The organism is Halomonas sp. PAMB 3232 (genome assembly GCF_031954225.1).
Classification (GTDB): Bacteria; Pseudomonadota; Gammaproteobacteria; order Pseudomonadales; family Halomonadaceae; genus Vreelandella.
Window position 1 is genome coordinate 1326106 of record NZ_CP134865.1, and the last position, 15435, is coordinate 1341540.

Here is a 15435-nt window from a genome sequence, read left to right on the forward strand (position 1 = left end):
ACCCGCTACGACTCCCGCAGCAAGCGGCTTTTCACCTTGCGCTGCCAGCCCGCCGGCACGTGCCGCGATAGCCCGCGCAGCAGCGGCTGGGCGCGTAGCCAGTAAAGTGTCGACACCATCGCCTTGCGCACGCGCATGGTCGTGGTGTCTTTTTGTGCCGCGTGTACCTGCCAGTGCGAGGGGAGTGCGGCAAGCTCGGCCTCGGGCCGCGCCGGGGCAATGGGCGTCACGTAGCGTTTGGCGTAGAAATCCGCCTGACCGTTGTCCCAATCGCCAGGGGCCGCGGTTTCGATAGTGTTGGCCGCCCGTGCAGGCAGCCCTTCGAACCATTCACACCACTGTTCGGCGGTGCTGTCCCAAGCCAGCAGCCAGGAACAGGGCCGCGCCTGAAGGCGTTCCGGCAGGGCGCCCAGGTTGCTTGCCACCACCGGCAGGCCCAGCTGTAAACAGGTGCTCAGCGTATAGCTGTAGGTTTCCGGCCAGATCGGCGGGAACCAGGCAACATGAGGCTGCCACGCGCTGACAAGGGCGGCCAGCTCGTCGTCGCGGTAGGCACCGGTGACGCTCAGGTTGGGTAGCGGCTTGAGCGAGCGGTAGGCGAATCCAAACAGCTTGAACTCGATGTTCAGCCCTTTTTTGCTGGCAAGCGCGGCCACACTTTCGAGCACGTCCGCGCCCTTGATGATCGAAAGCGCGCCGATCACCGCCACGCGAAGCGGCTCGCCCTCCACGGGCGCCTGCCAGGCAGGCGCCGGGTAGCGAACGCCTTCCTGGTCCGGGTGAACCGCTACCTGAACCTCGAGTTCGGGAATGTAGCCCTTGAAGCGCTCGGCGGCGTCCTGGCTTGGCGAAATTACCCGGTCGCTTTTGAGCAGCCAGGCCGCGTGGCGCTCGCGCCACTGGGTAATGGTGCTGCCGTCCGGCGCCGGCTGCTCGGAAAGGCACTGTCGGCACTGCTCGACGCCTTTCTCACCGCAGTAGCGATGATCGATCGGCGTCAATGAAATTTGCGGGCACACGGCGTAGTAGTCGTGAAGCGTCACGTCCTGGGTGGCGCCCAGGGCGCCGGCGAGGTCGAGAATGCGCTTATCGAAGCCCAGCACGTGATGAAAATGCACGTGAGTCACGCCCAGCGCCTTGAGCATGTCGACCAGTTCGTCAAAGGCGTCCGGCAGCACGTAATCCAGCGCCATGGATTCGGCCTCATCGAGCATGGTCAGCCGCGCCCCACCCACCGGGCTTGGCCGCAGCATCAACCACTCCACTTCGCCTTTCAGCGTGGCCGCCAGCTCCTGGCAGTGGCGCTCGGTGCCGCCGCCACGCTGATGATTGACCATCAAAACGCGCGGTTTGGCGCTTTTTCGAAGCCGAGCCACGTCGATGTTCAGCCGCGCCTGGCGGGCCGGGTCCACCCCGATGAACGTGTGTACGCGAGATTCGTAGTCCGGGTGCAGCTCGTGCAGCACCTGCAGCGCCTTGGTCACGCGCTCCGGCTGGCTTTCGCCAAAGCTCACGCTGCCCTTGTGCCAGGCGAAGACGTCGAGGGCGTGCAGGTGGCACCAGCCGGCTTTTAGCGTGCGCATACAGAAGTCGTTCTCTTCGCCGTAGCCCTTGCCGAAATTCTCGACATCGAACAGACCCACGTCATTGAGCGCTTCGCGGCGAATGTACATGCAAAAGCCAATACCCGTGGGGATTTCCACCGCCTGGCCTTTGTTGGTGTCCGCTACCAGCCGGTCGAGCTCGGAAAGCGTGAAGCCTTCCGGCAGGTGGTTGTCCTCACAAAAGCGCGGGTAGCTGCAGATGGTCGCGTTGTTGGAAAACGGCGTGACGCTCGCCACCGGCCGGGTCGTGGGGCGGTAGGCGGCGTCTACAAGGCGGTCCAGCCAGTCGTTGACCACTTCGGCGTCGCTGTTGAGCAGCACCACGTCAGCACTTTCCGAGTGGGCCATGCCGCGGTTCACCGTGCCCACGAACCCCAGGTTCTCCTCGTTTTCCAGCAGCAGCATCGGGCGGGTCTTTGCCACCTCGCGAAGCCACTCGGTCAGCGCCGGCTCCGGGCTTGCGTCGTTGATCACCACCAGCCGGTAGGCGTGCTTCGAGGTAGAGGCCCACACGCTCTCCAGGCAGTCGCGGGTCTCGTCCAGGCCCTTGTAGACCGGCACGATGACATCCACCGCGCCCACGGGGGTTTTCTGTTTGGCGCGGGCGATCGGCAGGTCGTCGTCCGGTGAGGCGAAACGCTCCTTGAACGAGCCGTTTTTCAGCGCTCTGAGTTGCTCGGTCAGCCAGCGAAGCGGCGCGGTCAGGCGCATCGAGCGCGAATGGCGCAGCGCGTGAAGCTCTTCACCGAGCACATGGGCGCGGTGCTCGGCATCGGCACGGGCTTGCTCGAGCGCGAGGCGCGCGTGATCGGCCCCGGCCAGGCGCTCATGCAGGTGGGTGCTTTGCTCTTCGAGCGCCGCGTGGCGCTCGCGCAGCGCTACGAGCGCGTTGGCGTCCTGCTGCAGGGTGTCGATACGCGAAAGCGCCTGCTCGTGCTCCTTGCCCAGTGCATCGAGTTTTTCCCACACCCCACCGTGGGCCTGGTGAAGCTCACTGTGAAGGCTCTGAAGCTTCTCGTAATGCTCACGAAGCTCCAAAAGCTTGCCTTCGCGCTCATGATCGCGCTGGTGAAGCGCCGCCTCGCTTGCGTGAAGCTGACGGGTGTCCCACTCCAGCTGCTCCAGCCGGTCGACCAGTACGGCCATGCCGTTTTGCAGCAGCGCCTCGTCCACCCGGGGGAGCCACTTTTGCCATACCGCGCGGCGGGCCGCTTGGAAGGCGTCGATATCGCGCTGCTGCGAAAGGCCAGACTCGCCCAGCCCCAGCCGGTAGGTCGCACTCGGCCCCGGTACGTGAACGAACGCGCCTGTTTGCGCCAGCGTGAGCCAGAAATCCCAATCCTCGAGCTGCTCGAACTGCGTATCGAAACGACAGTCGTGCGCTTTCACAGCGCTTACGCGAAACAGCACCGCGTGAATCGGCAGCGTGTTGTGAAGCAAAAGCTCGCCGGCCACCCAGGGCGTGTCCATGGTAGAAACCACCTCGCCGGTGGTTTTCTCCAGCCGCACCCCGGCGTAGGCCGCCGGCGCCGCATCATGGGCGTCCAGCGCTTCGACCAGACGTGCTATGTGATCGGGGTCGATCGTGTCGTCGTCGTCCAGAAACATCGCGTAGGGCGTCTGCACCGCTTCGAGCGCCTTGTTGGCCGCCTCGGCGCGGGGAAGGGGCGTGTCGGAGTCGACCAGCCGGCAGGGCACGTCGAGCGCGGGCAGCGCGCTATGCGGCTCGCCCTTGGCGTTGACGACCAGAACTTCCAGGCCCGCAAAACGCTGCGCCGCGATACCGGCCAGGGCGTCCTGAAGATGAGGGCGGTCCATGCTGCGAATCAGCAGGCTCACGCGCGCAGTGCTCGAGCCGGTGTTGACCAAAACGTTCGAATTAGACGATGACATAAACTTCCTGATGAATAATGCGCTTAACCGCGCCCTAGTAACGATTTTAGACGCGAAAGCCAGCGCCAGCCTCGGGTGGCGTAAATGGCCTGAAGCTCCTGTTCGGCGCCGCGTTTGGCCTGCTCGCTCTGCGCCAGCGCCTGGCGGTCCTCGTGGGCTTGATCGACAAGCGCCGCGTTTTCCCTTTTCAACGCCTCGATCGCGTGAACGTGCTCGGCCTGCATTTGACCCAGGGCTTGGGCCTGCGATTGAAGCTGGGCTTGCGTTCGAGCCAGCGCGGCTTCGCAGCGCCAAAGCGCCTGGTCCTGCACCGAAGGCAGTTCGATATCACCGCGCTCGCCGGCCGCCAGTACGTGAAACGCCTCGGCCCGAGTGACCGAAAGCCCCAGCGTATAGCTTCTATAGCGATTGAGCCCGTCGATCTGATCAGCGTAGCGCTGCTCGGCAAGCTGCGAGGCAAAGCACTGCATGGCCCTGGCTTTTAGCTCGCCCTCTTGGGATATATCCACGAGCTGGTTGGCGCTCAGCGGCACGCCGATCTCGTAAAGCGCGATGGAAAGCGACGCGTTATGCTTGGCAACGAAGCGCTCGCCGGCCTTGAGCGCGGCGTCGCAGGCAGCGCGGTGGTCCGGGTGCATCTCGAAGCTCGAAGGCGCCAGCAGTAAATCCGGGGTGAACGCCTCGAGCGCTTCCAAAAGCGTGTCGGCCAGCGCATCAATGGCCTGCTCCAGCCCCCGGTCGGGAAAGGCCCAGTTGATCGGAGCGGGGTAGCCCAGCACCGCAGCGGCGCGGGTCGATTCCGCCAAACGCAGGGCCGCCTGGGGCCCCTGGGTGGCGATCACCACGCGAATCTCGGCGCCCCTGGCGGCAAGCTGGGCCAGCGCGCCTCCGCAGCCGAACACTTCGTCGTCCGGGTGGGGGGCCAGCACCAGCACGCGCGAGCCTTCCAGCGGCGTGGGGGTGTAAGGAACGTACCAGGCTTCTCTCATGCAATGACGGCCTTTTCCATGGTCTTGTAAGCGACGCGGCGCTGCTTGTGTCCGCGGCTTTTTATAATGGTGGTTTTATCCTTCACCAGCCGGGGCGCAGGTGCAAGGTCGGCTTAGCGGAAATCCGTGTCGCCGCCCATCAGCCACCAGCGGTTTTCCACCTCCAGGCCCAGCGCTTTGCCATTCACCTGGCTGCCCGGCACCACTACGTCGGTATCGGTCAGCTGCGCGCCGGACGCCGCAAGCGCACTTGCCACGCTCGGTGAAAGCCAGGCGGTGAGCGTATCGCACCCAAGCCGGGCGGTCAGATGGCGAGCGCTTTCGACGACCCGGGGCAGCGCCTTCGGCGGGGCGACCAGATCCAGAAGCTCGACCTGGCGCTCGTGCTGGCGCAGCACGCAAATGCCCACCGGGCGCTTGGTCAAACGCTCCACGACCAGCCACTGCAGGTAGTTGCGCCCCGGCACCTGGCGGTAGCGGTGATCGAGCCAGCGGCTGTCGCGCTCGCCGATCGCCACCTCAGGCAGCGCCTCGCGCATGGTTTGCCAGAGCGCATCCACGGTGGCGGCGTCCTGGGGCGTGAGTGGCCGGGCGGTGGTGAGCAGGCGGCGTTTGGGTTGGGGCGACCACTCGGCGGCCCGAATCACATCGGTTTCGCAGTAGAGCGAAAGCGCCCGGCCCAGGCGGGCGTGGCGGGCGTGGGGAAAGCCGAAGGCGTAGCGGTAGTCGAGCGTTTCGCCCACCTTGTCGCTAAAGAAGGCCTGCACCACGCGATAAAACGGCCCCTTGCGGGTGAGAATGCCCCGATACGCCGGGTCGACCATCACATCGCCCATCTGCACCGCCCTGTGGCGCTGGCCGTCGACGAACACCGGGCGCGGCATACCGCCGTTGAACGCCACGAGCTCACCGTTATCCACGCACACCACGCCGGGGCTATCGGCAAAGCGGTATTTCCAGCGCCACTCGTCCAGGGACATGGTCGCGCCGAAACTGCGCTCGAAAAGGCGCAGCAGGGCGGGGGTGTCATCAACGGTGGCCCAGCGAATCTGCCACTGGGCGCTTTTGAGCGCGGTGTCAGCCATGGCTGGCGCCCCCGGGGGTGCGCGGCTGCCACTGGTGGGGCAGGCGCACCACGCCGCGGGCCACGCTCGTTTGGGTCACGTGGAAGCCGCTGATCGGGTCGACCCACTCGTAGCTGTGAAGCCCGCGCTCGCAGAACAGGTACGCCCCCACGTGGTATTCGCCCTTGAGCAGCGCCAGTTCAGGAAAGCAAATCGAAAGCCGCCCCTCGCCGCGCTCGCTTCTGGTGAGCGCCACGCCTTCCTCCCAGCTGCCGGAGCTGGTGACGATCTGCCCGGAAGGCGTCGAGATCGTTACCGCCACGCCCGGGCAGGCAAGCGCCGGGTCGCTGGCAAAGTGAATCTCGATCTCGAGCGTGCTTTCGCCGCTGATCGCCGGGTAGCGGGCATCCGGCGTTTTGCCGTCTACCAGCACGGTGGTCGACAACAGCCGCGCGCTGCCCGATGGCGCCACGTGGCGCTGCTCGTCGGCCGCGCTTTCGCGCACCCCCCGGCTTTCCACGGTGTCGCCCAGCAAAAACTGCTCGTAGCGCGGAATCACGATCGAGGGAATGTCATCGGCCAGCACTTCGCCGCCTTCCACCCACAGCGCCCGGTCGCACAGGTTTTCCACCTGGTAGAGCGAGTGCGAGCAGAACAGAATCGTCGCGCCGCGCTCGCGAAGCGCCATGATGCGATCGAACGACTTGCGCGCAAAGGCGCCGTCGCCGACGGAAAGCGCCTCGTCGACCACCAGAATGTCCGGCTCCACGCTGGTGGCCACCGCAAAGGCCAGGCGCACGTACATGCCGCTGGAGTAGGTTTTCACCGGCTGGTCGATGAAATCGCCAATACCGGAGAACGCGTGGATCTCGTCGAACTTCTCGTTCACCTGAGCGCGGCTGAGCCCGGCGATCGCCGCCGACATGTACACGTTCTCACGCCCGGTGAACTCCGGGTTGAAGCCGGAACCCAGCTCTAAAAGCGCCGCGATCTTGCCGTTCACTACTACCTCGCCCGTGGTGGGGGAGAGCGTATTGCACACCAGCTGCAAAAGCGTCGATTTACCCGCGCCGTTACGGCCAACGAGGCCCACGACTTCGCCGCGCTTGACGGTCAAGTCCATCGGCTTCAGGCCGCTGATGGTGTCAAAACGGGCGCGCTTGCTAAGCGCCTTGAACTGCAACAGCAGCCGGTCGAGCGGGCGCTCGTAGCGGTAGAACGTCTTGCTGACGTTGGTCAGCGCAATAGCGGGCTGGTCGCTGCGGGTAACGGTCGTATCAGAGCACATCGGCAAACCCCCCGCGCAGCTTGTTGAAGGCCCAGCTACCGCTTGCAAGCAGCAGGGCGGCCACCACGGTTAGCCCCACCACGACCTTCACGCTCGGCCAGGCGCCCATGAAAATTACGTCGCGAAGCTGGGTGATCAACAGCGCCAGCGGATTCATCAAATATACCCCTTGCCACTGCTCCGGCACGTTGGAAAGCGGGTAGAACACCGGCGAGAGAAACATCAAAACCGACGTACACAGCGCCATGAACGGGCCGATATCGCGAAGATAAACCCCCAGCGCCGAAAGCCACAGCGAAATGCCCACCAGCACGCCAGCAAACGGCAGGATGACCAGCGGAAGCGCAAGCCAAGTGACGTTAACGCCCACCAGCACCGCGGTAATCAGCATTAAAAGCACCAGGCTCACCAGCGCTTGAAAACTGGCCGCCAGCACCGACGAGAACGCCAGCAGCGGCAGCGGAAACACCACCTTCGTGACCAGGTTGGGCTGGCTGGTTACCAGTATTGGGCCGCGATTGACCACCTCGGCGAACCAGTTAAAGGATAAAAGCCCGACGAACACCTGCAGCGCGAAATCCATCTGCGGGGTGCCGGTGGCCTCGACCGGCCACTTCAAATCGAAAAAGCCGTAGAACACCAGGGTAAAGGCACCCAGCATTAAAAGTGGCGAGAGCAGGGTCCAGCCTAGGCCCAAAAGCGACCCCCGGTAGCGCCCGGTAATATCGCGGCAGGTGAACTGCCACAATAGATGCAGGTGGCGGTGTAGGTGTAAAGCAGCCAAGGCGCGCTCCCGGTAAACAGAAAGGCCGCTATCTTACCCGTGCGCTCCCATGGTGCCAACCGGGGTAAAAATGAACAGTGTGGCGTTTTTAAACACTTTTTTTTCTGTAAGCGCCACAACGCGTTTGAGAACAGCGCTTTAGCGAACGATGTTTCAAAACCCCGAAATGCCCGTAACCCGTGGCCCTGTCATCCCGCCGTCACTGAAAGGTGATAAACGTTCGAGCCGCGCTTGAAAACTTAAGTAGGCTTGCGATCAACGCAGCACGAAGGCATAGTAATGCGTTACCGGAAGTTACTTGCCAAGCCACCCTGGCGCGGCTATAAAGAGTGGCGTGGAGCCTTTTGGGCAGCAATGGCGGCGCGTAGCGCGCATACCCGTTGCCATTTCCATAACGCAATATCGCAAGAACTGTGTAAACAGCAACTTGCACGTAGTAAAAACTGGTTAGAATTTTAAGCCTGTGCTAGCGTAGCCAGCGCGGCTTTTAATGAGCCTGACAACGTTGTCAAGAACGCAAGGAGTTTCACCAAGATGGCTATTACCAAGACTCAAGCAGTACAGGGCCTCGCCGCTCTGATGTTCGGCCAGGCAGTAGGTACTGCTTCCGCCGCTAATTTCCGTGAGATTCTGGCGACCAACCCCAGCATCTACGACCTGGCCAACAACCTGGCCGCGACCGACGCGTTCAACTCTCAGTTCCGTGAAGGCGCCACCACTCAAGACAAGATCGACCTGGTACTGGGTCGTCTGGGCCTGGAAGAAGGTTCTGACAGCTACGCCACCGCTAACGCGTTCGTTAATGCTCGTCTGGAAGCCGGCGTTCCGGCTGGTCAAGTAATTGCCGAAATCGGTGAAAAGCTGCTGGCTGACTCCATTCCGCGCGGTTTCGCCGAAGCCTCTCAAGTGCTGGAAGACGCTATCGAGCGCTCCAACGCCTACTTGGAAGCCGGCAACGAAGGCAACGCGCCGCTGCAGCTGGGCGATGGCCTGACCACCGCTCTGCTGGCTGAAGCGATCGAGCAGCTCCAAACCGCTATCAATGCGCGTGAAGAGTTCCTGGAAGAAACCGCTCAAGTTGAAGGCGTTGCCGATATCATCGAAGATGGCGGTTACACAGCCGCTGATGGTACTACTGTTGCTTTGCAAGACGAAGAAGGCAACGATCTTGACATCGCTAACTCTACTGATGCTGAAGTTTCTGCAGCGGCAGTTCGCGCATACTATGCAAGCGAAGCTGAAGTGGTTGGCGATAACGCTTTGATTGACGACGATGGCTTTGCCGGTCGCGAAGCTTCTGTCCAAGATACGCTGATTCAAAGCGCGCAAACTCAAGCTGAAAACCAGGTTACAACTACTGGTAACACCTTGGGTACTGACGGCGTTAATGCAGTCAACACTGCTCAGTCTCGCCTGAGCGCAGTTAACACTGCTGTCGAAACTCGTGATACTGCTGGCTCAGCTTTTGCTGGTGAGTTCGCTCGCTTTAATACAGTTAATGCCGATCAAGCCGTAATTAACCGTCCGGATGGCACAAATGTTGATTTTGCCAACGGTGATGAGCTTCAAGAGAATGACATTCTTGAGATTGGTGGCGCTGACGTAGCTACTTTGAATAGCAATGGCACCTTTACTCTTATTGACGGTGCTAACTTTGATTCCAGCACCGTCAATGGCTTCGATGCATTGCTTTCCGCAGCTAGTGCATTCGGCCGCGCTCAGGTGCGTTTGGATACTGCTGAAAACCGTGCGGATGCAGCGTTCGATGCAGCATTTGGCGATGGTCAAGGTACTGTTGGATACGCTGACTTTACTAGTACAGATGCCGATGGTGATTTTGTCATCGATACAAGTTCAGCAGCCTTTGCTACTGGGCTCGATAACGAAGTTGCCTACATCGATGCATTAAATGCTCGCACTACCTTGAACGCTGATATTGCCGACTTCCAGGAAGCTCGCGATCTGAATACTCAGCTCGAAGCGCTGACTGAAGCCGTTACCGAAGCGAACGACGTTCTGACCGAAGACTACGAGTACAACGTCATTACTGACTTCGGCGATGCAACTAACGAAAACGATCTGTACGTGTTCGTTGACGATGCTGGCACCCAAAACGACATCGATAACTTCGGTGACGAAGGTACCGACTACATCTTCTTCGGCGAAGGCTACACCGCTGTTGCGCTGACCGAAGGCCAGACCATCAACGACCGTGTAGGTTCTGCATCTCAGCTGGAAATCTTCTGGCAGCAGGATGGCAACAACCTGGTACTTTACGTTGAAGCTAACGAAGCGTCTGGTACCGACCTGAACGGCGGTGACATTACCGAGATCACCCTGACCGGTGTGAACGTTCAAGACGTCGACTTCTCCAACGGCTTCCTGTCCGTTAACAGCGCTGCCTAAGGTTGACCTGGCAACCGGGTAGGGTGGTGTAACCTGCCCGCGCTGTGAGACACCCGGCGGCCCAGGCCGCCGGGTGCAGCAAACGAAAGTTTGCTTGCCCGAACGATGCAGTACCCCAACCCCCGACCTTTTGGTCGGGGGTTTTTTATTGCCTAAACGAAGGCGCTGTTATCGATTCATTTGGCCGTGCATCATCCAGGTCGATTTAACAATTTTTAACGATGGATTCTAATTAAAATGTATTAGCATTATTTGGCGTCTCGCAGTAAGCCAGGGACGCACTACCCGTTAACGCTTACTGCACGAGACCTTTCCGCCATGGTAATCACTCAACAAGATGCCGTATTGGGCCTGACAGCGCTGATGTTTGGCCAGTCCCCGGGAACGGCATCCTATGCCCGCCTCACCGACCTGCTCGCCGCGAACCCCAGCTTTATCCAGTTGGCCGGTGATCTGGCGCGCACCGACACCTTCGCCGCCCAGTTCGCCCCGCAAAGCACTCGCCAGGATAAAATCGACCTGGTGCTGGCCCGCCTGGGTCTTGAGGAGGGCTCGCCGGGCTACACCCGCGGCAGCGACTTCATCAACCAGCGCCTAAACGACGGTATTTCTGTGGGTCAGGTCATGTTGGAAATCAGCGAAACGCTTTTGGCCGATGCGCTCCCACGCGGGCTTGACGGCGCCGCGCAGGTGCTCGATGACGCCATCGCCGCCTCGAAAGCGCACCTGGCCGCGGGAATCGAAGCCAACGCCCTACTCGCCATGGCCGGCCCTACCACGCCTGCGCTTCTGGCCCAGCGGCTGGAAACGTTGAAAGCCGCCCAGCAAGAGCGCGCCGCGTTTCTCGAAGAGATCCAGGAGCGCGACAGCCTGGCGCCCTTCGTTGATGCCGCCGCCAACGCTGTGGGTGCCCTTGAGGCTTTTTATCAGAACGCGGCAAGCGCGGTAGTGCAGGCCGCCCACGGCGCTGTGGCCAAAAATTTGGCCGAACGCTCGAGTGCGGTGCAGCAGATATTCCTCGACGATGCCCGCCAGCAAGCTGACAGCGCAGTGGCCACGGCGGAAGCTGGCGTCAAGCCGGGTGTGGTCGCGGCGTTTGGTCGGTTCGAAAAGGCGTATGCGAACCTGCGCGAGCTGGTGACCAAAACCGTCGAACTGGGGCTTGAGTATCAGGGCCGTAATGCTTATTTCGAAGCGTTGAATCCCTCGTATCTGGTCGACTTTTCGCCGCTGGACGAGCAGGGGAACGTGTTCCAGGCGATTCTTTTTAATACGCAAACCCAGCAGGAGACCAAGGTGCTCACCGTGACCAACGGCGCGGCGGTGACAACAATACCCAGGGGGCTCGAGCTTGCCGGGCTCGACTCGCTTCTGGAGGTGTTGATCGATACCGCAGTGACAGGGCGGGCCGGTATCGCCAGTGAACGAGCAACCGGCGAAGCGATGCTCGCACTCATCGAGCTTCAAACCGGCAAGCAAGGATTGACCGAGGAGGATATCTCGCAGTTCGTCATTACCAGCGTCCTTCCCGACGAAAACGGCGCACCCGTGCTCGCGCTTACCTTCCGTGAGGACACCGCCGGGGCGCTGGCAATACTTCAGCAAGCCCACGACAACCAGCGCGCGCTCGCCGACGCTATCGACACCTTCGATGAGGCCCGCGAACTGCGCGAGACATTAAGCGCGCTCGATACTCAAGTGGCCAGCGCCGAAGAGGCCGTCAGTGCCCTGGGGTATGAACTCAAGGATTTCGCAAACGCTGAAAGCGCGAATCAAAACGACGATCTGTACCTGTTCGTGGACAGCACCACCGAGGCCAACGCGGTCACGCTAACTGGTTTTGGCGAGCAGGGCGTGGACACCCTCTACTTCGGCGAGGCCTTCAAGGCGGTGAAGCTCGAAGCGGGCCAATCGATCACCGACCGCCTGGGTTCGGCCGACCAGCTCGAGATCTTCTGGCGCCAGGACGGCGACGACCTGACGCTGTTTGTGGAAGCCCACCCCACCGGCGGCAACGCCACCGACACCGCCGATATCACCCAAGTGACGCTTACCGGTGTAAACGTCGCGGACGCCGAGTACGCCAACGGATTCTTGACGGTGAGCTCAGCGTAAGAGAGTTGAAAGGCTTTTGTGCGAAACGACAATAACGCCCCGACTTGGATCGGGGTGTTATTGGTTTCACAATTCAACGCAAATAATGAATGTTTACGTTTTAGTATCTAGAATAAAAATAATAGACTGTTAATATTAATTCATGATTTCAAAGAAAAAAATAGAAACAAGAACGGTTAGGAAGATAAGTAAGGCCATGGCGCAAACTTTACGGACACGTGAACGCTTTTGCTGCAAAAGCTGGTAAATTTCGATCAAGTGTCCACGTCTATCGTATTTTACTCTTTCTTTTATTTTGTCGTTTTTTAGAATTTTTTCTAAGACCGGTGAAATAGCTGGTAGAGGCTTGGCATCTTCTTCGAGTAGCTGGGTCATTATGACCTGCATACGGCTTTCATAGCCAGCAATGTAGGTTGCCATGAATGTATAAAGAACGGCTGTCAGAGCTAAAAAAATCACCATCAGGTCATCGAATTCCACTAATATCTCCTTGAATTTATAAGCATCCATGATATTTAAAATTGTGTTATTAAGTTTATGAAATCTAACTATAATGAGCAATAGTTATTGTGCCATATTTTTGTACTAATTTTTTGCCTGACTTTTTGAGAGCCAAGCCGTATGACCCCGTCATTGGTAGAGGAAGCACTAATCCAGCCTAACGGTGTCTCAGCGCAGGTGTGACTTGATACACTACGCCGATTCAGCCGGCCCGCGTGGCGGGCGGCGTTCACTAACCAGGAAGTTTCATGTCCAACCTGCTTGTTCTTAACCCCCGCGAATGCGAAGGCAAGACTTGGCATCCGCCCGTGGATCTCGATTTCGCCTCCTCTCACGCGCTTTTGCCACTGCACGGCCGCGAGCTTGCCCGGGCGGCGGCATCGATGCCGCTGGCGCTCATCCAGGGCGCGAAGGGCTGGCAGCTGGTGGGGGTTTGCGGTTTGGCTCAGGGGCATAACCTGTTCATCCGCGAAGGCAAGTGGCTTGGCAGCTACCGGCCCGAGTGGCTGTCGACCTGGCCGTTCGAAATCGTTACGCAAGGCGACCGGGGCGCGGTGGCGTTCGACCGCGACAGCGGCTTGGAAGACGAGCACGGCGCCGGCGAGCCCTTCTTTGATGACCAGGGCGAGATGTATCCGGCGGTATCGAGCCGTGTCGAGACACTGAAGGCGAGCTTCACCCGCCACCGGGCCACGCAAAAAGCGCTGAACGCCCTGGCCGAGGCCGAGGTGCTCACGCCCTGGCCCGAATCACTTCGGGAGTCGGCCTCGATTTCGATCGAGGGGCTTTACATGATCGACGAGCGGGCACTGGCCGAGCTGGGCGACGAGGCGTTTTTGGCACTGCGCAAGGCCCAGGCACTGCCAATCGCCTACGCGCTAAATCTTTCACTGACCCAAACGCATTTGCTTGCCCGCCTTGCGCGCATCAACCCGGGGCACGTCGCCGCGCCGGAAAACCTGGACGATATGTTCGACGGCGACGATGACGAGTTCAGCTTCGATTTCGATAGCTAGATCGCTCGAAGCGGCTTAGCGCTGATCTTCGGCGCTTTCGTGCACCTGCGGGCGAAAGCCACTCCGAAACAGCTCCACGATGGAGGCCGGGGTCAGCACGGTCACTTGCGTGCCCGAGGCGGGCAGGGGAGTGGCCGGCCCATAACCCTCGAAACTCCAGGGTAACAGGTGATTTTGCGTGACCAGATACGCCTGGCCACCCAGATCGATCAGGGTGCCAAAGGGCAGCCCCTCAAGAGCTGCCTGAAAGGTTACCTTGTGGCCGCCACGCCGGGCGCGCTCGGCATGCAGGGTTTTGTCGATGTCCGCAAGGCTTGGCTTTTCGATGCCCGCCCGCGGGTTGGCCGCAAGCCAGGCGTGCTTGAACGCCTTGAAGCGCTGTTGGCGACAGGACCCGCACGGGCGATGCCCGGCGGCAAACGCGGTAGCCTCATCCAGAAAGAAGAGCTGGGAATAGCGCCCGGGTTCGAATACCGGGCGCTCGTGGCCTGGAAAGTGCGTCACGCAGGTGACCCACTGCTTGTGCGCCCAGGGCCGCTTGATGGCTTTATCGTCATCGTGCAGTAGGCCGCGATTGCCCATTAGCGCGCCGCGAGCACTGACGCTGCAAAGCTGGCCGTAGGGGTCGATGCGGTTTTGTAGGGGCATGAGCAGGCTCTTTTTTGGCAAAGTGAAGTATTACGTTCAACGGCGTACCGTATGTTAAATTGATCGCTTTTTATAAAAACGGCCAAATAGTGTATGGTTTTGCCCTTTTATGGCTAGCGGTGCTGCCCCCATGTCGCCCTCACTTTTCAACGCATTGCACCTGACCAAGGTGTTCGGAGCGCTGCTGGTAGTGGCCTGTCACTATGCCGGTCACTATTATCAGTTTTCGTTTTACAGCAACGGCACGGGCTGCTTTTTCATTGTGGCGGGATATTACGCGCTGAATTGGGAGCACAGTCGAGGGCTTCATTATCTGGTCAAGCGGCTGCTTCGTTTATACCCAGCGTACCTGGTGGCCGTGGTCGCATACCTGCTCACGCAGTGGCCGCCAGTTTCGAGCTGGCCGGCGTTGCTTTTTCACCACCTAACGTTTCTTTTGACCGTACCCGATAAGGCCACGGTCTTTGCGCTGAACCCGCCGTTCTGGTCGATGCCGGTCTTTTTTACCTTTTTTACGCTCGTGGCATTTTTGCCTCGGGTAACGCCGCGCGCTTGGCAGGTAGGGGCGCTGTTGCTGGTAGCCGTGGCGACGTTAAAAACACCGCTGATCGAATGGCACGATGGATACATCGAACTATGGGTATTTCCGTTGCACCTGTTTGCGTTTTGGCTGGGGGGGCTAATCGGCCATGTGGCCCATCGTCGTGAGATCAAGCCTTCCAAAACCTATAGCTGGCTGACGCTGGCCCTGATGGGCGTGATCATTGCCTGCGGCTTCTTTTACCAGACATTTCTCGAACTGACTTCTGAGTTTTCGGGGTTTTATTTTCGCGGCGTGATGGTACTGCTGTTCGGGCTGCTGTTCTGGGTGGTGCTACACAGCCACCTGACTGTCCGCTCGTCTCGGCTCTTGGCGTTTCTCGGCACAATCAGTTTTGGGGTGTATCTCTTTCACAACCTGCCGCCGATGTGGCTTGACCCCGTGGTCTCTGGCGTAGGGGGGATGGCGGCTGCGCTGATACTTTCGATTTTGCTGGCTTGGGGGTCCTGGGTTTTGGTCGAGGCGCCGCTGCTTCGCTTTTGCAAGCCACGCCTTGCGCGCTGGATGAGCGCGCCTTATTAGCGGT

The 15435-nt window shown here is 60.2% G+C and carries 11 protein-coding genes; 4 read left to right on the forward strand and 7 right to left on the reverse strand.

From position 1 onward, the window contains the following. Nucleotides 1-5 precede the first annotated feature (5 nt). The 5 genes from RN346_RS06080 to RN346_RS06100 all read right to left on the reverse strand — a co-directional run bounded on the left by RN346_RS06080 (nt 6) and on the right by RN346_RS06100 (nt 7622). On the reverse strand, nt 6-3497 hold the full coding sequence (locus RN346_RS06080) for a glycosyltransferase (RefSeq protein WP_311962456.1): 3492 nt from the start codon (nt 3495-3497) through the stop codon (nt 6-8). A gap of 23 nt (nt 3498-3520) precedes the next feature. Beyond that, complete coding sequence (locus RN346_RS06085; RefSeq protein ID WP_311962457.1) at nt 3521-4486, reverse strand: PIG-L deacetylase family protein; 966 nt, start codon at nt 4484-4486, stop codon at nt 3521-3523. A 113-nt stretch (nt 4487-4599) separates the two neighbouring features. Beyond that, a complete protein-coding gene (locus tag RN346_RS06090) occupies nt 4600-5571 on the reverse strand; it encodes a GNAT family N-acetyltransferase (RefSeq protein WP_311962458.1) in 972 nt (323 codons plus the stop codon). Continuing rightward, nucleotides 5564-6838: an ABC transporter ATP-binding protein gene (locus RN346_RS06095; RefSeq protein ID WP_311962459.1), complete on the reverse strand. Its 1275-nt coding sequence runs from the start codon at nt 6836-6838 to the stop codon at nt 5564-5566. The genes RN346_RS06090 and RN346_RS06095 overlap by 8 nt, the downstream gene beginning before the upstream one ends. Next, a complete protein-coding gene (locus tag RN346_RS06100) occupies nt 6828-7622 on the reverse strand; it encodes an ABC transporter permease (protein WP_263584507.1) in 795 nt (264 codons plus the stop codon). The genes RN346_RS06095 and RN346_RS06100 overlap by 11 nt, the downstream gene beginning before the upstream one ends. 534 nt (nt 7623-8156) lie before the next feature. On the opposite strand from RN346_RS06100, the gene RN346_RS06105 reads away from it, so the two are divergent. Both RN346_RS06105 and RN346_RS06110 read left to right on the forward strand, forming a co-directional pair. Continuing rightward, nucleotides 8157-10028 (forward strand): hypothetical protein, encoded by a 1872-nt coding sequence (locus RN346_RS06105; RefSeq protein ID WP_311962460.1) that lies wholly within the window; start codon nt 8157-8159, stop codon nt 10026-10028. 318 nt (nt 10029-10346) lie between these two features. Then, nucleotides 10347-12143 carry a hypothetical protein gene (locus RN346_RS06110; protein WP_311962461.1) on the forward strand — a complete coding sequence of 599 codons (1797 nt, stop codon included), beginning with the start codon at nt 10347-10349 and terminating at the stop codon, nt 12141-12143. 135 nt (nt 12144-12278) lie between these two features. Here RN346_RS06110 and RN346_RS06115 read toward each other — a convergent pair whose 3' ends face one another. Beyond that, entirely contained in the window at nt 12279-12623 is a 345-nt protein-coding gene (locus tag RN346_RS06115; RefSeq protein WP_311962462.1) for a hypothetical protein, read from the reverse strand. 269 nt (nt 12624-12892) lie between these two features. Between RN346_RS06115 and RN346_RS06120 the strand changes: the two genes are divergently transcribed. Beyond that, the gene (locus tag RN346_RS06120; RefSeq protein ID WP_311962463.1) at nt 12893-13660 is read left to right on the forward strand and encodes a SapC family protein; all 768 of its coding nucleotides are present in this window, start codon (nt 12893-12895) and stop codon (nt 13658-13660) included. 15 nt (nt 13661-13675) lie between these two features. Here RN346_RS06120 and RN346_RS06125 read toward each other — a convergent pair whose 3' ends face one another. Further along, a complete protein-coding gene (locus RN346_RS06125) occupies nt 13676-14308 on the reverse strand; it encodes a hypothetical protein (RefSeq protein WP_311962464.1) in 633 nt (210 codons plus the stop codon). Between the two features lie 130 nt (nt 14309-14438). Between RN346_RS06125 and RN346_RS06130 the strand changes: the two genes are divergently transcribed. Further along, nucleotides 14439-15431: an acyltransferase gene (locus tag RN346_RS06130; RefSeq protein ID WP_311962465.1), complete on the forward strand. Its 993-nt coding sequence runs from the start codon at nt 14439-14441 to the stop codon at nt 15429-15431. Nucleotides 15432-15435: the final 4 nt, after the last annotated feature.